Source organism: Pseudomonas sp. GM60 (assembly GCF_000282415.1).
GTDB classification, from domain to species: Bacteria; Pseudomonadota; Gammaproteobacteria; order Pseudomonadales; family Pseudomonadaceae; genus Aquipseudomonas; species Aquipseudomonas migulae.
Genome location: NZ_AKJI01000041.1, coordinates 26,363 through 51,391 on the forward strand (window position 1 = coordinate 26,363; position 25,029 = coordinate 51,391).

The 25,029-nt window shown below is 61.1% G+C and carries 21 protein-coding genes and 1 riboswitch; of the genes, 14 read left to right on the forward strand and 7 right to left on the reverse strand.

Annotated elements, in window-relative coordinates; all coding sequences use genetic code 11:
* Positions 1 to 89: 89 nt before the first annotated feature.
* Positions 90 to 1,514 (forward strand): bifunctional D-glycero-beta-D-manno-heptose-7-phosphate kinase/D-glycero-beta-D-manno-heptose 1-phosphate adenylyltransferase HldE, encoded by a 1,425-nt coding sequence (hldE, locus tag PMI32_RS18320; protein ID WP_008027879.1) that lies wholly within the window; start codon positions 90 to 92, stop codon positions 1,512 to 1,514.
* 150 nt (positions 1,515 to 1,664) lie between these two features.
* Here hldE and PMI32_RS18315 read toward each other — a convergent pair whose 3' ends face one another.
* From PMI32_RS18315 to PMI32_RS18300, 4 genes are all read right to left on the reverse strand, one after another.
* Positions 1,665 to 2,633, reverse strand: a complete 969-nt coding sequence (locus PMI32_RS18315) for a hypothetical protein (protein WP_008027881.1) — start codon at positions 2,631 to 2,633, stop codon at positions 1,665 to 1,667.
* Between the two features lie 33 nt (positions 2,634 to 2,666).
* Positions 2,667 to 3,479, reverse strand: a complete 813-nt coding sequence (locus tag PMI32_RS18310; protein WP_008027882.1) for an aldo/keto reductase — start codon at positions 3,477 to 3,479, stop codon at positions 2,667 to 2,669.
* A complete protein-coding gene (locus PMI32_RS18305; RefSeq protein ID WP_008027885.1) occupies positions 3,476 to 4,651 on the reverse strand; it encodes an NAD(P)/FAD-dependent oxidoreductase in 1,176 nt (391 codons plus the stop codon). Before PMI32_RS18305 ends, PMI32_RS18310 begins: the two co-directional genes overlap by 4 nt.
* Positions 4,652 to 4,853: 202 nt before the next feature.
* Positions 4,854 to 5,186: a DMT family transporter gene (locus PMI32_RS18300; protein ID WP_008027887.1), complete on the reverse strand. Its 333-nt coding sequence runs from the start codon at positions 5,184 to 5,186 to the stop codon at positions 4,854 to 4,856.
* 102 nt (positions 5,187 to 5,288) lie between these two features.
* On the opposite strand from PMI32_RS18300, the gene PMI32_RS18295 reads away from it, so the two are divergent.
* Together PMI32_RS18295 and waaA are read left to right on the forward strand one after the other, a co-directional pair.
* Positions 5,289 to 6,209: a LysR family transcriptional regulator gene (locus PMI32_RS18295; RefSeq protein WP_008027889.1), complete on the forward strand. Its 921-nt coding sequence runs from the start codon at positions 5,289 to 5,291 to the stop codon at positions 6,207 to 6,209.
* Entirely contained in the window at positions 6,202 to 7,479 is a 1,278-nt protein-coding gene (gene waaA, locus PMI32_RS18290; protein ID WP_008027891.1) for a lipid IV(A) 3-deoxy-D-manno-octulosonic acid transferase, read from the forward strand. The genes PMI32_RS18295 and waaA overlap by 8 nt, the downstream gene beginning before the upstream one ends.
* 270 nt (positions 7,480 to 7,749) lie before the next feature.
* Here waaA and PMI32_RS18285 read toward each other — a convergent pair whose 3' ends face one another.
* A complete protein-coding gene (locus tag PMI32_RS18285) occupies positions 7,750 to 9,189 on the reverse strand; it encodes a TolC family outer membrane protein (RefSeq protein ID WP_008027893.1) in 1,440 nt (479 codons plus the stop codon).
* Positions 9,190 to 9,381: 192 nt separating this feature from the next.
* Positions 9,382 to 9,487: riboswitch (TPP riboswitch) on the forward strand.
* A 163-nt stretch (positions 9,488 to 9,650) separates the two neighbouring features.
* Between PMI32_RS18285 and thiC the strand changes: the two genes are divergently transcribed.
* Positions 9,651 to 11,540, forward strand: a complete 1,890-nt coding sequence (thiC, locus tag PMI32_RS18280) for a phosphomethylpyrimidine synthase ThiC (protein ID WP_008027894.1) — start codon at positions 9,651 to 9,653, stop codon at positions 11,538 to 11,540.
* A gap of 159 nt (positions 11,541 to 11,699) precedes the next feature.
* Complete coding sequence (gene cytX, locus PMI32_RS18275) at positions 11,700 to 12,992, forward strand: putative hydroxymethylpyrimidine transporter CytX (RefSeq protein ID WP_008027897.1); 1,293 nt, start codon at positions 11,700 to 11,702, stop codon at positions 12,990 to 12,992.
* Here cytX and PMI32_RS18270 read toward each other — a convergent pair.
* Positions 12,961 to 13,707, reverse strand: coding sequence for an RsiV family protein (locus tag PMI32_RS18270; RefSeq protein ID WP_008027898.1), 747 nt, complete (start codon positions 13,705 to 13,707; stop codon positions 12,961 to 12,963). The genes cytX and PMI32_RS18270 overlap by 32 nt on opposite strands.
* 229 nt (positions 13,708 to 13,936) lie before the next feature.
* Here PMI32_RS18270 and PMI32_RS18265 point away from each other — a divergent pair, with 229 nt between their 5' ends.
* From PMI32_RS18265 to PMI32_RS18225, 9 genes are all read left to right on the forward strand, one after another.
* Positions 13,937 to 14,554: an NUDIX domain-containing protein gene (locus tag PMI32_RS18265; RefSeq protein ID WP_008027900.1), complete on the forward strand. Its 618-nt coding sequence runs from the start codon at positions 13,937 to 13,939 to the stop codon at positions 14,552 to 14,554.
* Complete coding sequence (locus PMI32_RS18260; protein WP_008027902.1) at positions 14,545 to 14,997, forward strand: DUF1249 domain-containing protein; 453 nt, start codon at positions 14,545 to 14,547, stop codon at positions 14,995 to 14,997. The genes PMI32_RS18265 and PMI32_RS18260 overlap by 10 nt, the downstream gene beginning before the upstream one ends.
* 98 nt (positions 14,998 to 15,095) lie before the next feature.
* Positions 15,096 to 15,911: a 3',5'-cyclic-AMP phosphodiesterase gene (gene cpdA / locus PMI32_RS18255; protein WP_008027904.1), complete on the forward strand. Its 816-nt coding sequence runs from the start codon at positions 15,096 to 15,098 to the stop codon at positions 15,909 to 15,911.
* Positions 15,912 to 16,018: 107 nt separating this feature from the next.
* Positions 16,019 to 16,627, forward strand: coding sequence for a YqiA/YcfP family alpha/beta fold hydrolase (locus tag PMI32_RS18250; protein WP_008027906.1), 609 nt, complete (start codon positions 16,019 to 16,021; stop codon positions 16,625 to 16,627).
* 42 nt (positions 16,628 to 16,669) lie between these two features.
* Positions 16,670 to 18,574 (forward strand): DNA topoisomerase IV subunit B, encoded by a 1,905-nt coding sequence (gene parE / locus PMI32_RS18245; protein ID WP_008027908.1) that lies wholly within the window; start codon positions 16,670 to 16,672, stop codon positions 18,572 to 18,574.
* Positions 18,574 to 19,563: an esterase-like activity of phytase family protein gene (locus PMI32_RS18240; RefSeq protein WP_008027910.1), complete on the forward strand. Its 990-nt coding sequence runs from the start codon at positions 18,574 to 18,576 to the stop codon at positions 19,561 to 19,563. The genes parE and PMI32_RS18240 overlap by 1 nt, the downstream gene beginning before the upstream one ends.
* The gene (locus tag PMI32_RS18235) at positions 19,560 to 20,084 is read left to right on the forward strand and encodes a retropepsin-like aspartic protease family protein (protein ID WP_008027912.1); all 525 of its coding nucleotides are present in this window, start codon (positions 19,560 to 19,562) and stop codon (positions 20,082 to 20,084) included. The genes PMI32_RS18240 and PMI32_RS18235 overlap by 4 nt, the downstream gene beginning before the upstream one ends.
* 7 nt (positions 20,085 to 20,091) lie before the next feature.
* Positions 20,092 to 22,359, forward strand: coding sequence for a DNA topoisomerase IV subunit A (gene parC / locus PMI32_RS18230; RefSeq protein WP_008027914.1), 2,268 nt, complete (start codon positions 20,092 to 20,094; stop codon positions 22,357 to 22,359).
* 177 nt (positions 22,360 to 22,536) lie between these two features.
* Positions 22,537 to 23,250 carry a PqiC family protein gene (locus PMI32_RS18225; protein WP_008027916.1) on the forward strand — a complete coding sequence of 238 codons (714 nt, stop codon included), beginning with the start codon at positions 22,537 to 22,539 and terminating at the stop codon, positions 23,248 to 23,250.
* Positions 23,251 to 23,500: 250 nt separating this feature from the next.
* Here PMI32_RS18225 and PMI32_RS18220 read toward each other — a convergent pair whose 3' ends face one another.
* Positions 23,501 to 25,021 (reverse strand): AhpA/YtjB family protein, encoded by a 1,521-nt coding sequence (locus PMI32_RS18220; protein WP_008027917.1) that lies wholly within the window; start codon positions 25,019 to 25,021, stop codon positions 23,501 to 23,503.
* Between the last annotated feature and the right edge of the window lie 8 nt (positions 25,022 to 25,029).

Below are 25,029 nucleotides of genomic sequence, written 5' to 3' on the forward strand. Positions count from 1 at the left end.
CAAAATCATCCCGTTGCAGCCGCCACACAAGCCCACGCCAACCCTGTGTTAATATCCCGCCCCTGTTCATTCTGTATGTGGGTTGCTCCATGAAGTTGTCCATGCCGCGATTCGATCAAGCCCCTGTCTTGGTGGTCGGCGATGTCATGCTCGACCGTTACTGGCATGGTGGTACCTCACGGATTTCCCCTGAGGCGCCGGTACCCGTCGTCAAAGTCGAGCAAATCGAGGACCGCCCGGGCGGTGCCGCGAACGTTGCCCTGAACATTGCCGCCCTCGGCGCGCCAGCCTCGCTGGTCGGCGTGACCGGCGACGATGAAGCCGCCGACAGCCTGGCCAACAGCCTCAAGGGCGCTGGCGTTCGGGCGTTGTTCCAGCGCATCGCGCACCAGCCGACCATCGTCAAGCTGCGGGTCATGAGCCGTCACCAGCAACTGCTGCGTATCGACTTTGAAGAACCCTTCGCCACCGACGCGTTGGCGCTCGGCGAGCAAGTCGATGAACTGCTCGAAGGCATCAAGGTGCTGGTGCTGTCCGACTACGGCAAAGGCGCGTTGAGAAATCATCAAGTGCTGATCCAGGCCGCCCGTGCCCGTGGCATTCCGGTGCTGGCCGATCCCAAGGGCAAGGATTTCTCGATCTACCGGGGTGCGAGCCTGATCACTCCGAACCTCAGCGAGTTCGAGACCATCGTCGGCGGTTGCGCCGATGAGCATGAACTCGTGAGCAAGGGCGCGCAGCTGATGCACGACCTCGACCTCGGCGCGTTGCTGGTGACTCGCGGCGAACACGGCATGACCCTGTTGCGCCCGGATCATCCGGCGTTGCACCTGCCGGCTCGTGCACGTGAAGTGTTCGACGTGACCGGTGCCGGTGACACGGTCATTTCCACCCTGGCGGCGGCGATTGCCGCGGGCGAGGAATTGCCTCACGCCGTGGCCCTGGCCAACCTGGCGGCAGGCATCGTTGTCGGCAAGCTCGGTACGGCGGCCATCAGTGCCCCGGAACTGCGTCGCGCCATCCAGCGTGAAGAAGGTTCCGAGCGCGGTGTGCTGGGCCTTGAGCAGTTGTTGCTGGCGGTCGACGATGCGCGTGCGCATAAAGAGAAGATTGTCTTCACCAATGGCTGCTTCGACATCCTGCACGCCGGCCACGTGACGTATCTCGAACAGGCGCGCGCTCAAGGCGATCGTCTGATCGTTGCGGTCAACGACGATGCTTCGGTCAGCCGCCTGAAAGGGCCGGGTCGTCCGATCAACAGCGTCGACCGTCGCATGGCGGTACTGGCTGGTCTTGGTGCGGTGGATTGGGTGATCAGCTTCCCTGAAGGCACCCCGGAAAACCTGCTGCGCGAGGTCAAGCCGGACGTGCTGGTCAAGGGTGGGGACTACGGGATCGACCAGGTCGTCGGTGCGGACATCGTGACGGCGTATGGCGGAACGGTAAAAGTGCTGGGGCTGGTGGAAAACAGTTCCACGACCGCGATAGTCGAAAAAATCCGCAAATCCGAGTGACACCAAACCCTGTAGGAGCTGGCTTGCCAGCGATGGTCGTTAACGATGACGCGTGTTTCCTGAATAAACGCGGCGTCCTTTAGCCCATCGCTGGCAAGTCGGGCCGCCGCATCGCAGCTCCTACAGGGGCAGGTGTACACCTGCTGGGGTTTAAGAACTAACCTTCTTGCGCGGTACGATCTTTTTCAGCAATTGCTTCGCCTTCCCGCGCAACCGCGCCAAACCGGAATCCTTCCCCGGCGGGTTCAAGCCTTGCTGGCGCACCCAATCCTTCCAGCGAATCCGCTCATCGCGCACCAGCCAGCCTTGCTGCTGGGCAAAGCTCTCTGCCAGATACAATCCGCGTGTGCTCGCCGGGTAAAGCTGATCCTTTTTCAGGGTATACAACTCGGCCATCGGCTGGCCGTCCTGCAACGGCATCAGGTACAAGTCGGGACGCTTGCGGTCGAGGCGGGCCACCAGTTGATCGCCCTCCAGTCGTTCGTCGACATGAAACAGGCTCAGGGATTTGGCTTCCTTGGGCACGTCCAGGCGCAAGTCATAGATCAATTGCAGCGACGCCGTCGGCAGATGCACGTAGGCGCGCGGGCGTTCGATCAACTGCAGGTTGGCGCAGCGCACCGGCCGCGCCGAGCCGGATAGCGGCGTCAGCCGAAACGGCAACGCCTCGCGATAGTGCAGCGCGGCGGAGTAGGGCGCCGGCAGCCAGGTGTCGTTGAAACGCCCGCCGAGCCAGCCTTCCGGCGTTTCCAGCAGGCACTCTTCGGCAATCTCCTGGATGGCGGTGTGCAGCGGCAGGTTCAGTTCGTGGGCCGGCACGTAACCGGAGATCAGCTTGAGCACCACGTCGCCACGGTCTTGCCGACGCTGACGTACCAACACCCAGTAATCGCGGTTCTGCCAATGCAGGGTCAGGCGCACCGAAACCCCGAGATTGGCCAGCTCCACGGCGAACCGTTCGCTGTCAGCCACCGTCACCGGGCGGCGACGTTGCAACGTCTGGGAAAAATTCAGCGGCATCCCGACGCTTTGATAACTCAGGCCTTCAGGAGTCGCTTCGACGAATAACGGCAGGGTCTTGAAGTTGCTCGGGTTCTTTCTAATGAGCGTACGCGGCATGTCGGCTCCTGCTTAAGGCCGCGTGGGGCGGCATCAGTTGCTACGTAGGACCTGGGCAACGGTCGCGACGTTGTGGGCGAGGTGCAGCGGATTGATGGTCCCGACAATAGCACTGGCCACACCCGGATGTTCAAACAACAACTCGAAACTGGCGCGCACCGGATCCACGCCTGGACTCAGGCAGACGTGACCGCTGGCGAGGGCTTTTTTGACCAGGATGGCTTTGCCGTGATCAGCAGCATAGTCAATGACCGGCTTCTCGTTCCGTTCGTTCAGATTGTAGGTGACCATGGCGCAATCACCTTGTTCCAGAGCCTTCAAACCGCCTTCGACGGTTTTGCCGGAGAAACCATAGCCACGAATCTTGCCTTCGGCCTTGAGCGCGGCGAGGGTCGCGTAGACTTCGCTGTCGTTGAGGATCGCCAGGTCGTTGCCGTCGGAGTGCACCAGCACCAGATCGATAAAATCGGTTTCCAGGCGTTGCAGGCTGCGTTCCACCGAGAGCCGGGTATGCGCGGCGCTGAAATCGTGGCGGGACTGGCCGTCGGCAAATTCTTCGCCGACCTTGCTGACGATCACCCAGTCCTGGCGTTGACCGCGCAACAACGGGCCGAGTCGTTCTTCACTGCGACCATAGGCCGGGGCGGTGTCGATCAAGTTGATGCCCAGGTCGCGCGTGAGTTTGAGCAGCATGCGCGCTTCGTCATCGTCGGGGATCTGGAAGCCGTTGGGGTATTTCACGCCTTGATCGCGACCGAGTTTGACGGTACCCAAACCCAGGGGCGAAACCATCAGGCCGGTGCTGCCCAGCGGGCGATGCAAGTCATGCAGGGTCGGTTGGCTCATGGCAGCAGTTGCTCCCAGGCCGGGACACCCATCGGTGGCTTCGGCAACTCGGGCAGCGGCGCGGGATGGCTTGGCTGGATGCCGTCACGTTGCAATGAGCTGATGACACGGTCGGCAAAGTCCGGCGCCAGCGCCAGTTTGGTCGGCCAGCCGACCAGCAAACGGCCTTCTTCGGTAAGGAAGGCGTTGTCCGGTCGCGTCAGGCCCGATTGCAGCGGCTCGGCGCGGTCCACGCGCAAGGTCGCCCATTGCGCGGTGCTCAAGTCGATCCATGGCAGCAACTGGCCGAGTTCTTTTTGCGCGGTGGCAATTTGCTCGGCGGGTTCGCGGGCAACCCCTTCGGCCTCGGCGATATCGCCACCCAGGTACCAGACCCATTGGCCATCGGCGGCCGGATGGGTAGTCACGGTGATGCGCGGCTTGGTGCCGCCACCCAGGCAATGGGCGTACAGCGGTTTGAGGCCGGGGCCTTTGGCGATGATCATGTGCAGCGGTCGACGTTGCATGGCGGGCTTGGTCAGCCCCAGTGCTTCGAGTAGCGCTGCCGTCCCGGCACCGGCGCTCAAGATGATGCGTTGGGCGCGGATTTCACGCTCGTCGACCTTCAGGCCGACCAGAACGCCAGCGTCCAGCAACGGCTCGATCGTCTTCCCGGCGAGCAAGCCGTCACCGGCCAGGTCGGCGAGGCGCTGAATCAGGCTTGGCACGTCGATCACCAGTTCTGCCAGGCGATAGACCTTGCCCTTGAAGCGCTTGTCTTGCAGGGCGGGTGGCAATTGGTCGCCCTTGACCTGATCGACGCGGCCGCGCACGGCTTTGCTGGCGAAGAAGCTGGTGAGGTTGCCGGCGATCGTGCCGGGGGACCAGAGGTAATGGGCTTCGGACAACAGGCGCACACCGGACAAATCCAGTTCGCCGTCACCGGCCAGGGCTTCACGCCAGCGGCGCGGCATGTCGGCGATGGCTTCCGAGGCGCCAGTCAGGGCGCCATGCAGCGCGTATTTGGCGCCGCCGTGGATGATGCCTTGGGACTTCAGGCTCTGCCCGCCACCGAGGGTGGCGCTTTCCACCAGCACGGTCGAAAAACCCTGGCGGCGCAGGCGCGCGTTCAGCCAGAGGCCGGCGACACCAGCGCCGACAATCAAAACGTCGGTGGAAATAACGGATGGCATGCAGCGACCTCAGTGTTCAAGACGAGGGCGCAGTATACAGACTCGAAGAATGGAGGTTTTGCTGGCAATCAATCCATAGCCAGACACAAATCCTGTGGGAGTGAGCCTGCTCGCGATGAGGGCGGTACATTCAGCAGTGATGTTGACTGACATACCGCAATCGCGAGCAGGCTCGCTCCTACAATGGATTGTGTTTCAGGTTTTAGTGCCCGGCGGTTTTGGAGAAGAGCTGGATAACCACAACGCCAAGCACGATGAGCGCCATCCCGAGCATCGCCGGCACATCGAGCTTCTGCCCGTAGATAAACAGCGCCGCGACGCTGACCATCACGATCCCCATGCCGGCCCACACCGCGTACGCCACACCCACCGGCACGCTGCGCACCACCAGCGTCAGCATCCAGAAGGCAATGCCATAACCGACGATCACCAGAATCAGCGGCAGCGGTGTGCTGAAGCCTTTGACCGCTTTCATCGAAACAGTGGCGATCACTTCGGCGCAGATGGCGATGGCCAGGTAGTAGTAAGCGGTCATGGGTGCATCCTCGTGTGAAGTGTTGCTTTATGAGGTCGGCATTTTAGAGGTTGCTCAGATGGGGTAAAGTCATTACCTATCTGTATGGGAGATGGGTTATCCATGAACATTCAATGGAATCTGGAGCAGCTGCGTTTGTTCGTCAGCGTTGCCGAACAGCGATCGTTTTCCGCTGTGGCGCGGGACCAACGCAAGGCGCAGTCGGCGGTCAGCAGTTCGATAGCGCTGTTGGAAGAAGACCTGGGTGTGAGCCTGTTCGACCGCAGCAGCGGCCGGCAGCCGAAACTCACTGAGGCCGGCAATGCGTTACTGGATGAGGCGCGGGAAGTGCTGCGTCAATGCGAGCGCCTGAATGGTCGGGCGCTGGCAATGACGCGTGGGCAGGAAGCTCGCCTGCGCGTGGCTCAGGATGAGGCGATGCCGTATCAGCCGATCATTGAAAGTTTCGAAGCCCTGGCGAAACAGTTTCCCAGCCTTGAAGTGCAATTGACCAGCGCTGCCCAGGGCGATGTGGCGCGCAAGCTGGTGGAGCGCCGGGCCGATCTCGGTCTGTTGTTTTACCACGATCAGATTCCCGAGGCGCTCGAACGGCGAGTGCTGGGCAGCGTCGAAATGGTCACGGTGTGCGGCGTCGGGCATCCATTGGCAACGCAGGCTCCGGTCGATTGTCAGCAACTGGCGCAGCATCGGCAGTTGCTGATGTCGACCCAGTCCAGTGTGTATCCCGGCAGCGAGCCGGCCAGCCCGCAGGTCTGGCGGGCCGACAGTTTCTACGTGATGGCCGAATGGCTGGTGCGTGGCCTCGGCTGGGCCTGGTTGCCTCGGCACGTCGTGCAGTATCCGGCGTATCAGGGGCTGATGGTCGAACTGGCCAGCGAATGGACGCCGCCGGCGCTGGTGGTGGAGCTGGTCTGGCGCCGTGATGAGCCGCTCGGCCCGGCAGCCCGTTGGTTGGCGGAACGTTTTGCCGTGCACTTGCAGGCGATCGGCGAAAAAACCGATAAACTCCGCCGCCATGAATAGAATTCTCTACACCGCGCTGTTTTATCTGGGGCTGCCACTGGTAGCGATTCGGCTGTGGCTGCGCTCGCGCAAGGCACCGGCGTATGCCAAACGCATCGGCGAGCGGTTCTCGCTCGGGCTGCCGGCGATGAAGCCTGGCGGCATCTGGGTGCACGCGGTGTCCGTGGGCGAAAGCATTGCTGCAGCGCCGATGATTCGCGCATTGCTGCTGCGTTATCCAGCACTGCCGATCACCGTGACCTGCATGACGCCGACGGGCTCCGAACGCATCCACGCCTTGTTCGCCAACGAGCCACGCATCCAGCACTGCTATTTGCCTTACGACTTGCCATGCGCGGCGGCGCGGTTTCTTGATCGGGTCCGGCCAACACTGGCGGTGATCATGGAAACCGAACTCTGGCCCAACCACATTCACCAATGCGCCAAACGCGGGATTCCTGTGGCGCTGGCCAACGCACGACTGTCCGAGCGTTCCGCCAAAGGCTATGGCCGCTTCGGTAAATTGACTCAGCCGATGCTCGCCGAAATGAGCCTGTTCGCCGTGCAGACCGAAGCCGAGGCCCAGCGCTTCCGCGATTTGGGCGCCCGGGCAGAAACGGTTGAAGTGACCGGTTCGATCAAGTTCGACCTGACCATCGACCCGCAACTGCTCCAGCGTGCCGCCGAATTGCGTGGGCAATGGCGGGCGCAGGAGCGTCCAGTGTGGATCGCCGCCAGCACTCACGACGGTGAAGACGAAGTGGTGCTGGCGGCGCATCGTCAACTGCTCGACAGTCATCCTGATGCGTTGCTGATTCTGGTGCCGCGTCATCCGGAGCGTTTCAATTCGGTGTTCGAGCTTTGCAAACAACAGGGCTTCGCCACGGTGCGTCGTTCCTCCGGCGAACCGGTCACCGCCGATACGTCGGTGTTGCTCGGCGACACCATGGGCGAGTTGCTGTTTTTGTATGCCCTGGCCGACAGCGCTTTTGTCGGCGGCAGTCTGGTGCCGAACGGTGGCCATAACTTGCTGGAACCCGCCGCGCTGGCGAAACCGGTGCTCAGTGGGCCGCACCTGTTCAACTTCCTCGAAATCGCCGCGCAGTTGCGCAGCGCCGGGGCGTTGCAGGAAGTGGAAGATGCCGAGGGGCTGGCGCTGGCGGTGCAGCGGTTGTTCGAATTGCCGCGCGATGCGCAGCGAATGGCAGACGCGGGGCTGAAAGTGATGCGCACCAATCAGGGCGCGTTGCAGCGGTTGCTGGATGGGTTGGATCGATTGATCAATCGCTGACTTGTAGGAGCCAGGCTTGCCGGCGAAGGCTTCCTTGAAATCGCCTTCGCCGGCAAGCCTGGCTCCTATGGGTTTTGCGTGAACCCAGAAACTCCGTCACCCCCCGATACTGTAGGAGCCAGCTTGCTCGCGATGGCGTTTTCGGAATCGCCATCGCCGGCAAGCCGGCTCCTACAGGTTTTGCGCACCCCTCAAAATCACCGTCATCCCCGATTCTGTAGGAGCCAGCTTGCTGGCGAAGGCGTCTTCAGAACCGCCATCACCCGCCCATTACTGCCCCGGTTTTGCCTTTAACTGCTCAGCCGCAGCCTTGGCCAGGTCCGGTGGCAGGAAGTCCTTGTCCGGGTTGTAGTCAGCCTTGAGATAGCGTTTGAGGTCCTGCAAATCCCCCGGGTTCAGCGTGCCGGCGGCTTGCTTCAGGCGCAGGTTGTCGAGGATGTAGTCGTAGCGGGTGTTGTTGTAATTGCGCACCGAGGTGTACAGCTGACGCTGCGCGTCGAGTACATCGACGATGTTGCGCGTGCCCACCTGATAACCGATTTCGGTCGCTTCCACCGCACTCTGGTTGGAGATGATCGACTGCTTGCGCGCCTGCACCTGCTCGACATCGGTGTTCACCGCGCGGTGCAGGTTGCGGGTGTTTTCCACCACTTGCCGACGCAGGCCTTCACGCTGTTGTTCGGTCTGATCCAGTCGCGAGTACGACTCGCGAACCTGCGAACTGGTCAGCCCGCCGCTGTAGATCGGGATGTTCAATTGCAGCGCCAGCGTACGTTGCTCGACGGGGCCACCATACGGCTGGCCGAAGCCGTTCGGGTTGCTGAAGCCCAAGGCATCGTTGTCGCCTTTCTCATACTTGGCCACCGCATCCACCGTCGGTGCGTGGCCGGCCTTGCGCTGCTTCAGGGTTTCTTCGGCGGCGCTGACCGCGTAGTTGCTGGCCAGCAGATTCAGGTTCTGTTTGGCGGCGGTGTCGACCCAGGCCTTGGCGTCGTTCGGCGCCGGCGGCAGGATCGGCAAGGTGTGGACGATGCCCTGAATCGAGTTGTATTGACGGTTGGTCAGGGTGATCAACGCTTCAAACGCATCATCCACCTGACGCTGCGCAACGATCCGGTTGGCCCGTGCGGTGTCGTAACTGGCTTGCGATTGCAGCACGTCGGTCTTGTCCGACAGGCCGACATCGAAGCGTTCGTTGGACTGGTCGAGCTGACGCTTGAACGCCGCTTCCTCAGCCTTGGTCGAGGCCAGGTTGTCCTGGCTGCGCAGCACGTTGAAGTAGTCCTCGGCGGTTTGCAGGATCAGGTTCTGCTCGGTCGCCGAGAGTTGCAGGGCGGCTTGTTCATTGACGTCCTTGGCGGCCTGGTACTGGAACCAGCGATCGGCACGAAACAAAGGCTGAGCCAATGTTGCCTGATAGGAATTGGCGCTACGGTTGGCAACGGACGACGGTTGATCGATATCGGTGCGCACGTTGGCCAACTGGGCGCCGCCGGAAATATTCGGCAGCAAGCCGGCGCGCGCCTGGGGCACGACTTCTTTCTGCGCGCCGTATTGGGCGCGGGCGGCGGCCAGGTCGGCGTTGTTGTCCACCGCTTCCTGGTAGACGCTGACCAGATCGGTCTTGGTCGATAAGGGCGCTTCTGCTGCCCAGGCCATTCCATTGGAAGCACAAGACACGGCAAGGGCCAGTGAGAGTTTGCGCAGCATGAGGCCATCCCTAAAAATTACGCTGATAATTTGAGCGCCAAAGGTAAGGCGCTGACCACCCAGCGTCAATGCGCGGCATGGCCGTTGCGAGTGTAGTTGCGCATACGTGCGGCAACAATCGTCTGATTGCGCCATTCATCATGGTGTTTACTGCGGTGTTGGCGTTCTTTGTCAGTTGTGTCTAGACTGGCCGGGTTCTTGTCGGGGTGCCTTGCTATGAGGCTGAGATCGAATAATTTCGGATCCCGTTGAACCTGATCAGGTTAGCGCCTGCGTAGGGAACAAGATTTCTCGTCACCCGGCGAGTCCTCTTGTGCTTCGTCCGGGATGTTGTTCGACAATCGAACACCCCTCGAGCACTGAGCACAGCACTGCTGGTTTTCCCAGCGCCCGTGCGTCCATTCGATTACAGGTTCGCTCCGACAAAAATCCACTGCCTGGATGTGTTCGGAGAGCCCGTGATGACGATAAAACCAAAAAACATAACGAACCTGAGTGACTCGGCCCAAGTCGATCAACAATCGGTTCAACCGTTTACCCGCTCGCAAAAAATCTACGTTCAGGGCTCCCGCCCGGACATCCTCGTGCCGATGCGCGAAATCAGCCTCGATGTGACCCCGACCGACTTCGGCGGTGAGATCAACGCGCCGGTTGTCGTGTACGACACTTCGGGTCCGTACACCGACCCCAACGTGATCATCGACGTGCGCAAAGGCCTGGCCGACATCCGCTCGCCGTGGATCGAAGCCCGTGGCGACACCGAGCGTCTGCCCGGCCTCAGCTCGAACTTCGGCAAGGAGCGCCTCGCCGATCCGGAGCTGACCAAGCTGCGATTCGCTCACGTGAACAACCCGCGCCGCGCCAAGGCCGGTGGCAACGTCACGCAAATGCACTACGCGCGTCAGGGCATCATCACGCCCGAGATGGAATTCGTCGCCATCCGCGAAAACATGAAGCTTGAAGTCGCCCGTGCCGCTGGCCTGCTGGATCAGCAACACGCCGGCCACAGCTTCGGCGCCAGCGTGCCGAAAATCATCACCCCCGAATTCGTTCGTGAAGAGATCGCTCGCGGTCGCGCGATCATCCCGGCCAACATCAACCACACCGAACTGGAACCGATGATCATCGGCCGTAACTTCCTGGTGAAGATCAACGGCAACATCGGCAACAGCGCACTGGGTTCGTCCATCGAAGAAGAAGTGGCGAAACTGACCTGGGGCATTCGCTGGGGCGCGGACAACATCATGGACTTGTCCACCGGCAAGCACATTCATGAAACCCGCGAGTGGATCATCCGCAACTCGCCAGTGCCGATCGGCACCGTGCCGATTTATCAGGCGCTGGAAAAAGTCGGCGGCGCTGCCGAAGACCTGACCTGGGAGCTGTTCCGCGACACGCTGATCGAACAGGCCGAACAGGGCGTCGATTACTTCACCATTCACGCCGGCGTGCTGCTGCGCTACGTGCCGCTGACCGCCAAGCGTGTGACCGGCATCGTTTCCCGTGGCGGTTCGATCATGGCCAAGTGGTGCCTGGCGCACCACAAAGAAAACTTCGCTTACACGCATTTCGAAGAGATCTGCGAGATCATGAAGGCCTACGACGTCAGCTTCTCGCTGGGCGACGGCCTGCGTCCGGGCTCGATTGCCGACGCCAACGACGCCGCGCAGTTCGGTGAGCTGGAAACCCTCGGCGAGCTGACCAAGATTGCGTGGAAGCACGACGTGCAAACCATGATCGAAGGCCCGGGCCACGTGCCGATGCAGTTGATCAAAGAGAACATGGACAAGCAGCTCGAGTGCTGCGACGAGGCGCCGTTCTACACCCTCGGCCCACTGACCACCGACATCGCACCAGGCTACGACCACATCACCTCGGGTATCGGTGCGGCGATGATCGGCTGGTTCGGTTGCGCAATGCTCTGCTACGTGACGCCGAAGGAACACTTGGGCCTGCCGAACAAGGATGACGTGAAGACCGGGATCATCACTTACAAGATCGCCGCGCATGCCGCCGATCTGGCGAAGGGACACCCGGGCGCGCAGATTCGCGACAATGCCTTGAGCAAGGCGCGATTCGAATTCCGTTGGGAAGACCAGTTCAACCTGGGCCTCGATCCGGACACCGCACGTTCGTATCACGATGAGACGTTGCCGAAGGATTCGGCCAAGGTCGCGCATTTCTGTTCGATGTGCGGGCCGAAATTCTGCTCGATGAAAATCACCCAGGAAGTCCGCGAATACGCGGCCAACCAGCGCATCGAGACCGTCGACGCCGAAGTCGCCCGGGGATTGGCGGAACAGGCAGAGCGGTTCAAGCAGGAAGGCAGTCAGCTGTACAAGAAGGTTTGATCTGATCCGCAGCGTCAGTGCTTCCTGACTGGCGCATACCCTGTAGGAGCGAGGCTTGCCCGCGAAGGCGTTTTACCTGACACACCGCCTTCGCGGGCAAGCCTCGCTCCTACAGGTGCAGTTCAACACAACAACAAATGTTCCTCTGAGATAACACCCTTGAGCATTCAACCCAGCACTTATTCACCCGACATCGCGGTGCCGACCGACAAACGTGTCTTCGGCGGCCGTGATCTGTTTTCCCTGTGGTTCTCCCTCGGCATCGGCCTGATGGTCTTGCAGACCGGCGCATTGCTCGCGCCAGGTCTTGGCCTGTCCGGTTCGCTGCTGGCGATCTTCCTCGGCACGCTGGTTGGCGTTCTGCTGCTGGCCGCTGTCGGCGTGATTGGCAGTGACACCGGCCTGTCGTCGATGGCCGCGCTCAAACTCAGCCTCGGTGCAAAAGGCGCGAGCCTGCCAGCGGTGCTGAACCTGCTGCAACTGATCGGTTGGGGCTCCTTCGAAATCATCGTCATGCGCGATGCTGCCAGTCTGCTCGGCGCGCGTGCGTTCAGCGAAGGCAGTCTGTTCTCCAGTCCGCTGCTCTGGACGTTGTTCTTCGGTGCCTTGGCGACCTTGCTGGCCGTCAGCGGTCCGTTGACCTTCGTGCGCCAGATCCTGCGCAAATGGGGCATCTGGCTGCTGCTGGCCGCGTGCATCTGGCTGACCTGGAACCTGTTCGCCAAAGCCGATCTGGCGGCGTTGTGGGCGCAGGCCGGTGACGGTTCGATGCCGTTCGCCGTGGGCTTCGACATTGCCATCGCGATGCCGCTGTCGTGGCTGCCGCTGATCGCTGACTACTCGCGTTTCGGCAAGCGTGCGAAAAACGTGTTCGGCGGGACGGCGATTGGCTTCTTTATCGGTAATTTCTGGCTGATGAGCCTGGGCGTGGCTTACACCCTGGCGTTCGCGCCGAGCGGTGAAGTGAATGCCTTGCTGTTGGCGCTGGCCGGTGCCGGCCTGGGGATTCCGCTGCTGTTGATTCTGCTGGATGAGTCGGAAAACGCGTTTGCCGACATTCACTCGGCGGCCGTTTCCAGCGGGATTTTGCTGCGCTTGAAAGTCGAACACCTGGCGTTGGCCATCGGTGTGGTCTGCACCCTGATCGCCTTGCTGGCGCCATTGGCCCAGTACCAGAACTTCCTGCTGTTGATCGGTTCGGTGTTTGCGCCGCTGTTCGGCGTGGTGCTGGTGGATCACTTCATCCTGCGTAAACGCAGTGCTCAAGTGGCGTCAGCCGCATTGCGCTGGCCGGCGCTGCTCGCCTGGCTGGGCGGGGTCAGCACCTATCACTTGCTGGCCAATCTGTATCCGGACATCGGCGCAACCCTGCCGTCGTTGATTCTGGCAGGGCTGCTGCAACTCGTGCTGGGTCGGGCCTTCAGTTACGGCCGGGAAACAGCTCGGGCTTGATGATGCCGTTCAGGCGAGGGTAGGGGATCTTCAGTTCGACGTGGCCCAGCGCGTAAGGCGCGATGGTGCTCACGTCGTACTTGAGGATCACCCCGCCGTAGGTCAGCGCTATGTTCTGGGTTTTCTGGAACGGCCAGCTCTTCACGAACTCCGGCTCCTGATCGAGCTTGGTGCTGATCAACCAGCTGTTGTGCGCAACCTGCGCCGCTTTCCAGAATGCCTCTTCCTGACCTGGCACCAACATGTCGGACAAGGTCAGCACTTTATGCTGCTGGCGCGAATAGTTGATGAAGCTGCGGCCCGGCGTGCCATGTGCACCGCCGGTGTCCAGGTAGCTGGAAAATTCGACGATCACCAAGCCGTCATGCTGCTCACGTACCTTGGCTTGCAAGTAGCTGCTGTAGCGCGGGCCGGCGGTACGCAAAAACTCATCGCGATAGGCCGCCAGCGTCGGTGCCACCGGGGCGTCGGGCGAGGTGCGGGTCATTTGCAGCAGACGTTTTTCGACAATGCCGTCCAACTGCGGCTCGGCGGGGAAGCGCAGCGTATCGATGTTCACCAGTGGGCATTCAGGTGTCGTGCAACCCGGTTTCAGCTGTTCGGATGCATCGCGGGTAGTCTCCAGCGGCGCCCGGTAGTTGGGCTGGAACAGGCTTTGGCAAGCGCCCAGGGTCAGGGCGATTGCGGCCACGGAGGCGATTTTAAAAAGCGACATGGGCGTCCTTCGTAAAACAGGGAAAGGCAAAAAGTTATCCGCTTCGACTCTCAACGAAGCAGTCAGTTCGCCACTAAGCTAATTAGAGTTGGTTTCGCCCTCACCGTCTATCCCGCTGACTGGAAAGGGGCTGCATCAAACGGCGCGGGCGCGTTAGGATGGCGCGAAGTCGAGGTTGCAAGTAACCAAAAGGAGCCTCGGATCGGACTAGCAGTAAACGAGGATTGTCATGACTGATTTTGCCAACGCCATTCCGACCGCCGTTGATATCGTTCGGCGCGAAAAGTGCTACGAGGGCTTTTACAAGCTCGATCGCGTGCACTTGCGCCACGAGTTGTTCGCCGGTGGCATGAGCCGCGAAATCAATCGTGAAGTGTTTGTTCGCCACGATGCGGTCTGCGTGTTGCCCTACGATCCGCAGCGCGATGAAGTGGTGTTGATCGAGCAGTTTCGCGTCGGCGCCATGGGCAAGACTGACAATCCCTGGCTGATTGAACTGGTCGCTGGTCTGATCGACAAGGATGAAGTGCCGGAAGAAGTTGCTCACCGCGAAGCGCAGGAGGAAGCTGGGCTTGTATTCGGGGCGCTCTGGCCGATGACCAAGTATTTTCCATCGCCGGGTGGCAGCAATGAATTCGTGCATTTGTTCCTGGGGCGTTGCGAGACAACCGGGGTCGGCGGCCTGCATGGGCTGGAGGAAGAAGCAGAAGATATCCGCGTCACGGTCTGGGCGTTCGAAGATGCCCTGCAAGCCGTACGCGACGGACGAATTGCCAACGCGGCCAGCATCATTGCCTTGCAATGGTTAGCTTTGAACCGCGCTGAAGTGAGGGGGTTATGGTCGTAAACAAGTTGCGCGATCGCTACCGGGTGGACCTCGTGGGGCTGCAAGCCTCTTGCGAGGCCAACTACGCGCGCCTGATGCGACTGCTGCCGGACATGCGCAACGAACCGGCGGCGCGGCGCATTGCCGTGACCCACGGCGAGCAGATGCTCGGCGTGCTGGCCCTTGAAGTGCTGCAGGTCTGTCCATACACCACGACCCTGCAAGTGCGCCAGGAACACAGCCTGCCGTGGCTGCCGGTGCCACAACTGGAAGTGCAGGTCTATCACGACGCCTGCATGGCCGAAGTGGTCAGCGCCGAACATGCGCGACGCTTTCGCGGGATCTATCCTTACCCGAACGCCTCGATGCACCAGCCGGACGAAAAGGCGCAGCTGAACATGTTCCTGGGTGAATGGCTGAGTCATTGCCTGGCGTGTGGGCACGAATACGCCGTTGTGCGCTGAGTGTGAACTGCGTCAGCTTCTCGGATTTCCTCTTTCGTTCGTCCCCCAGCATAATCGCGGCATTCCACTTATCCCGTGTTTAGCCCTGGGAGAACGCCTTGCCGAGCGTATCCACTTTGACCCCCGCCGATTCGGCGTTGCTGGTGCAACTGTCCGACAGCCATCTGTTTGCCGAAGCGGACGGCACGTTGCTGGGCATGAATACACGCGACAGCCTGCAAAAGGTCATCGAGCTGGTCAGGCAGCAACAGCCGCAGATCGATCTGATCATTGCCAGCGGCGATCTTTCCCAGGACGGGACGCTGGAGTCGTATCAGCAGTTTCGCGATCTGACCCGGCAACTCGATGCGCCGGCGCGCTGGATTCCCGGCAATCACGACGAACCGCAGATCATGGCCGAAGCCGCCGTGCACAGCGCGCTGCTGGAGCCGGTGGTGGATGTCGGCAACTGGCGCGTCACGTTGCTCGACTCGGCGGTGCCGGGGTCAGTGCCGGGGTATTTGCAGGATGAACAATTGCAGTTGCTGGCGCGCTCGCTGAGCGAGGCGCCGGAGCGCCATCATCTGGTGTGCTTCCACCATCATCCGGTGTCGATCGGGTGTGCGTGGATGGAGCCGATCGGGTTGCGCAATCCCGAGGCGTTGTTTGCCGTGCTGGACCGGTTCCCGCAAGTACGTGCGGTGCTTTGGGGGCATGTGCATCAGGAAATCGATCAAGTGCGTAACGACGTGCGCCTGATTGCCTCGCCCTCGACCTGCATTCAGTTCGAACCGGGCAGTGAGGATTTCAAGGTTGGCGAGCAGGCGCCAGGGTATCGGTGGTTGCGGCTGTTGCCCGATGGTCGGCTCGAAACCGGCGTAGAGCGCGTGACCGGGTTCGACTTTCAGGTCGATTACGGTTCCAACGGCTACTGAATATCTGCGATGGCGTCCGCTCAGACGACGTGAATTCCACGGATATCCCCGATTCCCCCGACACCCTGTAAACTCCGCCTTCTTTACCCGACGCACAGGGAGTTCAAATGTCCGGTTCGATCCTTTATATCCACGGTTTCAACAGTGCGCCTTCGTCAAAAAAGGCCACTCAGTTGATCGAAGTGATGGAGCGTCTGGGTTTGAGCGATCACCTGCGCGTTCCGGCCCTGCATCACCATCCGCGCGAGGCCATCGGTCAGCTTGAGCAGGCGATACTGGAGCTTGGGCGGCCACTGCTGGTCGGCAGCTCACTCGGCGGCTACTATGCGACTCACCTGGCCGAGCGCCATGGCTTGAAAGCCCTGTTGATCAACCCCGCCGTCAGTCCGCACCGGATGTTCGACGGGTATCTGGGGACGCAGAAAAACCTGTATACCGATGAGGCCTGGGAATTGACCCACGACCATGTGACGGCCCTGGCCGAACTGGAAGTGCCGGCGCCCCAGGACCCGCAGCGGTATCAGGTGTGGTTGCAGACGGGCGACGAAACGCTGGATTATCGCCTCGCCCAGCAGTATTACCGGGCCTGTGCCTTGCGCATTCAGGCCGGTGGCGACCATAGTTTCCAGGGTTTTGCCAGGCAATTGCCGGCAATGCTGAGTTTTGCCGGCATCGGCGCAGATTTGTATCAGGCGATTGATTTCACTGCACTGTGAGTCATCGCCTCTATTTAATAGAACATTTGACGACGAGACCCCATGGCCACTCCCAGCGCTAGCTCTTATAACGCAGACGCCATCGAAGTCCTCTCGGGCCTCGACCCGGTGCGCAAACGCCCCGGCATGTACACCGACACCAGTCGGCCGAACCACCTCGCCCAGGAAGTCATCGACAACAGCGTCGACGAAGCCTTGGCCGGGCATGCGACGTCGGTGCAGGTCATCCTGCACGCCGATCACTCCCTGGAAGTCAGCGATGACGGCCGTGGCATGCCGGTGGACATTCACCCGGAAGAAGGTGTGTCGGGCGTCGAACTGATCCTCACCAAACTTCATGCGGGTGGCAAGTTTTCCAACAAGAACTACCAGTTCTCCGGCGGTTTGCACGGGGTGGGTATTTCGGTGGTCAACGCCTTGTCGACCGAAGTCCGGGTGCGCGTGAAGCGCGACGGCAACGAATACCAGATGACCTTCGCCGACGGTTACAAGAAGACCGAGCTGGAAGTGGTCGGCACCGTTGGCAAGCGCAACACCGGCACCAGCGTGTTCTTCGCGCCAGACCCGAAGTACTTTGACTCACCAAAATTCTCCATCAGCCGCCTCAAGCACGTGCTCAAGGCCAAGGCCGTTCTGTGCCCGGGGCTGCTGGTCAGTTTTGAAGACAAGGCCACCGGCGAGAAAGTCGAATGGCATTACGAAGACGGCCTGCGCTCCTACCTGGTGGACGCGGTCAGCGAATTCGAACGCCTGCCGGACGAGCCGTTCTGCGGCAGCCTGGCCGGTAACAAAGAAGCGGTCGACTGGGCGCTGCTGTGGTTGCCGGAAGGTGGTGACAGCGTGCAGGAAAGCTACGTCAACCTGATCCCGACGGCCCAGGGCGGTACGCACGTCAACGGTTTGCGTCAGGGCTTGCTCGATGCCATGCGCGAGTTCTGCGAATTCCGCAGCCTGCTGCCACGCGGCGTGAAGCTGGCGCCAGAAGACGTCTGGGAACGCATCGCCTTCGTCCTGTCGATGAAAATGCAGGAGCCGCAATTCTCCGGCCAGACCAAAGAGCGTCTGTCGTCCCGCGAAGCGGCGGCGTTCGTGTCCGGCGTGGTCAAGGACGCGTTCAGCCTTTGGCTCAACGCTCACCCGGAAACCGGCATGCTCCTGGCGGAGCTGGCGATCAACAACGCCGGCCGTCGTCTGAAGGCCAGCAAGAAGGTCGAGCGCAAGCGCATCACCCAAGGCCCGGCACTGCCAGGCAAGCTCGCCGACTGCGCCGGGCAGGACCCGATGCGTTCCGAGCTGTTTCTGGTGGAAGGTGACTCCGCCGGCGGTTCTGCCAAGCAAGCGCGGGACAAAGAGTTTCAAGCGATCCTGCCGTTGCGCGGCAAGATCCTGAACACCTGGGAAGTCGACGGCAGCGAAGTGCTGGCCAGCCAGGAAGTGCACAACATTGCCGTGGCCATCGGTGTCGATCCAGGCGCGGCAGACATGAGCCAGCTGCGTTACGGCAAGATCTGCATCCTCGCCGACGCCGACTCCGACGGTCTGCACATCGCCACGTTGCTGTGCGCGCTGTTCGTCCAGCATTTCCGCCCGTTGGTGGATGCCGGTCACGTCTACGTCGCGATGCCGCCGCTGTACCGAATCGATTTGGGCAAAGAAATTTACTACGCCCTCGACGAAGCTGAGCGTGACGGCATTCTCGACCGTCTGGTGGCCGAGAAGAAGCGCGGCAAACCACAGGTCACCCGATTCAAAGGTCTGGGTGAAATGAACCCGCCGCAACTGCGGGAAACCACCATGGACCCGAACACCCGGCGTCTGGTGCAACTGACCCTGGAAGATTTCGAAGCGACCTCGGAAATGATGGACATGTTGCTGGCGAAGAAACGCGCCGGTGATCGTAAATCCTGGCTGGAATCCAAAGGCAACCTGGCCGAGGTTCTTGGCTGATGCGGGTTGGCTTTGCCCTGGCGTGTGCGTTACTTCTGACCTCGGCTTCGGCGTTTGCCGAGCCGGCTCCGGAGTTGCGCCTGTTGTCCGAGCATCCCGTGGAGGGCATGCGCGGCGGCAACCTGTCGGGGCTGGCCCAGTGTGGCAAGAATCTGTGGGCCGTTTCCGATCGCGACGACGATCAGATCTACCGACTCGAAACCGGCGACACGGTCTGGCAGGCTGAAACCGTGCGCATCGGTGTACCGCCAGTGCCGGACAGCGATTTACCCTGGGGTTTGCGTTCGCGGACCTGGGTGGCGTCCTTCGCGCGCGGCGGGGACCTGGATTTTGAAGGCATCACCTGCGACAGCGCCGGCAATCGCTACATCGTCAGCGAGTCCCATGCGGCGATTCTGCAAGTGCCGCCCGTTGGGCCGACGTCCTGGCTGAAGATTTCGCCGATGCTGGTTCGCGAGGCACGGGCCAGCGGTATGTTGTTGCACTTCAATGCATTGTTCGAGGGCCTAGCGATCAATCCGGAGGGCGACCAGTTATGGTTGGCCGCCGAGCGTGAGCGCCGAGGACTGCTGTTGATCAAGCGTCAGCAAACGGTCTGGGATTGCGACGGCGGCTGCGTGCTGCTGAGCGAAGCCGGGATGGAAATGCAGCCGGCGAAATTTCCCAAGGCCAGAGCGGTGTCGCGGGATTTCGCCGATCTGTCGTTGTTCAACGGCAAACTGTTCACCCTTGAGCGTAACGCGTTTGAGATTTGCCGCCGTGACGCGGTGACGGCCAAGGTCGAGCGTTGCTGGTCGTTTGCCGACGAGGCATTGCAGGAGAACCGTCGTTATCCACAGGGCTATGGCCTGACGGAAGCGTTGATTGTCGACGCCGATGGCGCCTGGGTCGGCATTGATAACAACGACGGTGCCCGTGCTGATGGCGAGTATCGCCCGGTCGTCTGGCGCTTTGCCGCGCCGGAAGGTGGCTGGAGTGCCAAGCCATGACGCCGCAAACACCAGGCAAACGCGCCGGTCGGGTGTTCATGGTGCTGGCCTGGTGCGCAGCGCTATTTCTGGCGACACGGTTTTTCGGCCAATGGGAGGAGCGTCAGCAAAATCCCAACGTCGTCGTCAGCTCGGAACAGGGCGAAGGTTTTATCGAAGTGAAACTGGCCAGCAACACCCAGGGGCACTTCGTCGCCAGCGGCCAGATCAACGGCCAGTCGGTGGATTTCATGCTGGATACCGGGGCGACCGATGTGGCGATCCCGGCAGAAATGGCCGAACGGCTGAAACTTGAACAAGGCTTCGGGGTGACCCTGAGCACCGCCAACGGTCGCACCGAGGGTTATCGAACCCGTGTCGACCGGCTGCAACTGGGCGACATTGTGCTGCGTGATGTGCGCGCCATCGTCGTGCCAGGCCTGGATGGCAAGCAAGTGCTGCTCGGTATGAGCGCGCTGAACAAACTTGAATTTACCCAGCGCGGTGGCACCATGCTGCTGCGCCAGACAACGAACCGATGAGGCCCGCATGAGCGACTCCCTTGATCTCAGCCTGGACGGTGTAGAGCGCCGGTCACTGGCTGACTTCACCGAAAATGCCTACCTCAACTACTCCATGTACGTGATCATGGACCGTGCCTTGCCGCATATCGGCGACGGCCTGAAACCGGTACAGCGACGCATCGTCTACGCGATGAGCGAGTTGGGGCTGGACGCCGATTCCAAGCACAAGAAGTCGGCGCGTACCGTCGGTGACGTGCTCGGTAAATTCCACCCGCACGGCGATTCGGCCTGCTACGAAGCCATGGTCCTGATGGCCCAGCCGTTCAGCTACCGCTACACGCTGGTCGACGGCCAGGGTAACTGGGGTGCGCCGGATGATCCCAAGTCCTTCGCCGCCATGCGATACACCGAAGCGCGGCTGTCGCGTTATTCCGAAGTGCTGCTCAGTGAACTGGGTCAGGGCACTGCGGACTGGGGCCCGAACTTCGACGGCACACTCGACGAGCCATTGGTGTTGCCGGCACGTTTGCCGAACATCCTGCTCAACGGCACCACCGGCATTGCCGTGGGCATGGCCACCGACGTTCCGCCGCACAACCTGCGCGAAGTCGCGACCGCCTGCGTGCGTTTGCTCGATGAGCCAAAAGCCACGGTCGAACAGCTCTGTGAACACATTCAGGGTCCGGATTACCCGACCGAAGCGGAAATCATCACCCCGCGCGCCGACCTGCTGAAAATGTACGAAACCGGCAAGGGCTCGGTGCGCATGCGCGCCGTGTACCACATCGAAGACGGCGACATCATCGTCACCGCGCTGCCGCATCAGGTGTCTGGCGCCAAGGTGCTGGAGCAGATCGCGGCGATGATGCAGGCCAAACCGTCCAAGGCCCCGCAGATCGCTGACCTGCGTGACGAATCCGACCATGAAAACCCGTGCCGGATCGTGATCATTCCGGGCGCACGGAAAAACTTCGACCACGACGCGCTGATGCAGCACCTGTTCGCCAGCACCGAGCTGGAGTCGAGCTACCGGGTCAACATCAACATCATCGGCCTGGATGGCAAGCCGCAGCTGAAGAACCTGCGTGCGTTGCTGGTGGAATGGCTGGAGTTCCGCGTTCAAACCGTGCGTCGTCGTCTGCAATTCCGCCTCGACAAGGTTGAGCGTCGCCTGCACCTGTTGGACGGTTTGTTGATTGCCTACCTCAACCTGGATGAAGTGATTCACATCATCCGCACCGAAGAGCATCCGAAAGCCGCCCTGATCGCGCGTTTCGCCCTGAGCGAAATCCAGGCCGAGTACATTCTCGACACCCGTTTGCGTCAGTTGGCGCGACTGGAAGAAATGAAGCTGCGCTCCGAGCAGGATGAACTGCTCAAGGAACAAGCCAAGCTGCAAGCCCTGCTGGGCAGCGAAGCCAAGCTGAAAAAGCTGGTGCGCACCGAGCTGATCAAGGACGCCGAAACCTACGGCGACGACCGTCGTTCGCCAATCGTCGAGCGCGCCGAGGCCAAGGCCTTGACCGAGCACGATCTGCTGCCGAACGAGAAAGTGTCCGTAGTTCTGTCGGAAAAAGGCTGGGTCCGCTCCGCCAAAGGGCACGAAATTGACGCCACCGGGCTTTCCTACAAGGCCGGGGACGGTTTCAAGGCCCTGGCGGCCGGGCGCTCCAACCAGTTTGCGGTGTTCATCGACTCTACCGGTCGCAGCTATTCGGTGGCCTCGCACACCTTGCCTTCGGCCCGTGGCCAGGGCGAACCGTTGACCGGTCGTCTGACGCCGCCGCCAGGCGCGACGTTTGAATGCGTGCTGATGCCGGAAGACGATTCGCTGTACGTGATCGCCTCCGATGCCGGTTACGGTTTCGTGGTCAAGGGCGAGGACTTCCAGGCCAAGAACAAGGCGGGTAAGGCGCTGCTGAGCTTGCCGAACAACTCGAAGGTCATTCTGCCGCGCCCGGTGGCGGATCGTGAGAACAACTGGCTGGCGTCGGTGACCACCGAAGGTCGCTTGCTGATCTTCAAAATCAGCGATCTGCCACAATTAGGTAAGGGCAAAGGCAACAAGATCATCGGGATTTCCGGTGAGCGTGTGGCCAGTCGCGAAGAATATGTCACGGACATCGCTGTACTGCCGGATGGAGCCACCTTGGTGCTGCAGGCCGGAAAACGTACCTTGTCACTGAAAGCGGACGACCTCGAACACTACAAAGGTGAGCGTGGACGTCGTGGTAACAAACTTCCAAGGGGCTTCCAGAGGGTAGATGCGCTGCTCGTCGAAAACCTCAATTAACCGCGCTAGAGCGCTCGATCTACGATTTAACGCGTAGATCGACGCTTTGCCGCTGGAGTCGGAACGCATATTCACGGATGATATGGCCTTTCCAAGCGCCGGCGTGGCCGAGCGTTCTTCATATTTATTGAGTATTTTCACTGTGGTGTGCCTTGTGGCAACCACCTGGATGGGACGATGACTGCTCTGCGCCTTCCTTTTATTTTGATGCTCGCTGGCGTTCTTGGCCTGGCGGGTTGCAGCGTTCACCAACCGGTGTCGCTGTATCAGCTGGACAGCGGAAGTCCGGCTCAGCCTGCGCAAAGCGCGGGCATGGCGGTATTGCTCGGCCCGGTAACGGTTGCCGATTACCTGCAGCGTGAAACGCTGTTGCAGCGTCAGCCGGATGGCAGTCTTCAGGCCTCGACCGATGGTCGTTGGGCCGGCAGCCTATCTTCCGACATCGATCAACTGTTGCTGCGTCAGGTAGCGGGTCATCTGGACAGTCAGCGTGTGGTGCTGGCGCCGGCGAGCGTGGGCTTCACGCCGGATGTTCAGGTACTGCTGACCATCACGCGCCTGGACTCGGGCGAGTCGCAACCGGCGATCCTCGATGCTCAATGGCGTTTGATCGACCGTCGCGGGCAGGTTCGCGATAACCGCATCGTTCATCTGCAAGAACAGCACGCGGGCGGTACGGCGGCGCAGGTTCAGGCTCAGGGTGTGTTGTTGCAGAAGCTCGCCGAACAGCTGTCTATCGCGCTCAAGCCATTGGCCAATCAGCCACCGATTGCAGAAGCGCCAAAAAAACCGGCAGCCAAGCCTGTGGCTCCGGCGACAGAGCAAGAGAAACAGCCGAAGATCCCGATGGCTGCGCCGATTCGTACGGATATGGAAGTGTTCAGGTTCTAAGGCCTGGATAGATTTCAAACAAGGCCCGCAGAGATGCGGGCTTTGTTGTTTTTGCAGATTGGAAGTACTCGGTGCTGCTGACGGCCCCATCGCTGGCAAGCCAGCTCCTACAAGTCCCGCGTCGTGCATACATCATGCGGGCAACACGATTTCTGTAGGAGCTGGCTTGCCGGCGATGACGGTGGGGCAGCCAATAAAAAACCCGCAGACAATCACTTGTCTGCGGGTTTTTTTACTGCGGGGCTAAGGCTTACGCCCGACGCTCATGCATCCGCGCCAACTGCCGCTCCAGCATCGACGGATAAGGCTCCATCAACCGCTCCACGCAGCACGCACCCTCAGGGCTGGCAATCGGGCGGATCCGCGCGCGCTGGCGAATCAGCGCGTCGTCACTGATCTTGCGCTCCACCAGCAGCAGATTGCGGCTGTGTTGCGACAGGGCCAGGGCGTCCTGGGCGGTTTCGGTCAGCAACAGGTCGATCTGGCTCAGACCGAACAGCTCATCACCCAAGGTCACGCCCAACTGCAATTGCAGGGTGATGCCGCTGTCGGCGACTTCGATCTGCAACTGATGGCCCAGAGCTCGCAGCAACTCGCCGCAGCAGATGGCGTTGGTCAGGTAGTCGTCGCCGCTGTCCTCGGTGTGGAACACCATCAGCGTGCTGCCATCGTTCAGGCTGTGCAGTTCGCCCTCATAGAGCGAGGCCGCCTGATCGAGGCAATCGCGATAACGTTTGAGCAGTTCTTCCAGGCGCGCCCGTGGCAGGCGGCGCAATTGATCCTGGGCACCCAGTTGCACGGCCAGCACTGCGCTGTGTTGCGGCACGTTCGATATCGGCGCTCTGGCTACTGGTTTCGCGGCTGTCGATTCGTCACGCAAATCGGCAAACGCATCGTCGTCATCCTCGTCTTCGACGGTGCTGACGATGTGCCGTGGCGCAGGTTTGAGGCTGGCGACAGGCTTGGTCTCGTCGAAACTCGGGTCGCGCAGGTTGCGCACTTCGAAGGACGGCTCGGCGTCATCGTCGTAATCGACGTCGTCGAACTCCGGTTCCGGTGCGGGCTCAGGCTCGGCCGGTTCCGGCGCGAAATTGGCGTGCAGCTGGCGAGCCAGGTCGCCGATTTCATCCTGACGGTCGGTGGCCGGGGTGTATTCGTCGATGTTGCGCAGCCACACGCGCAATTGCAGCAGCGGCGTGGAGATGTGCCGACCCAGGCGCAGGCTCAAGGCCAGCGACAGTGCCAACAGAATCGCACTCAAGATGCCCATGCTTTGCAGGCTGATGGTCATCGGCTGCTGGAATTGATCCATGTCCAGGCTGATGCGCAGTTGCCCGGCGGTCACGTCCTGGAAGGTGATCTTGCTCTGGTACATGCCCTCGGCTTCGCCCAGCAGGCCGTGCTTGGGGCGCTGACCGGCTTCGGCGAGGATGCGGTTATCCACGCTATAAATGGCGGCGTGGGCCACCAGCTTGTTCTTGGTCAGGTTGTTGAGCAGCACGTTGAGGCTGAGGATGTCGTTGGACACCAACAGCTCAGTGGCGGACGTGGCGGTCTGCGTGGTCAGGCTTTCGCCCAGCGCATCTGCCTGCTCGTGCATGGCCTGCTTGAACTGCAAACCCATCACGCAGGCGTAGATCACCAGGGCCAGAGCGACCAGGATCACGTTATGGCTGGCGATGCGCAATGCAATCGGTACACGGCGGTGGCGCAGTGCACGGAAGATCAGCAGAAAGAAGTTATCGGTTTTAACTGGCGTGGGCCGGTTCACTTGAGCTC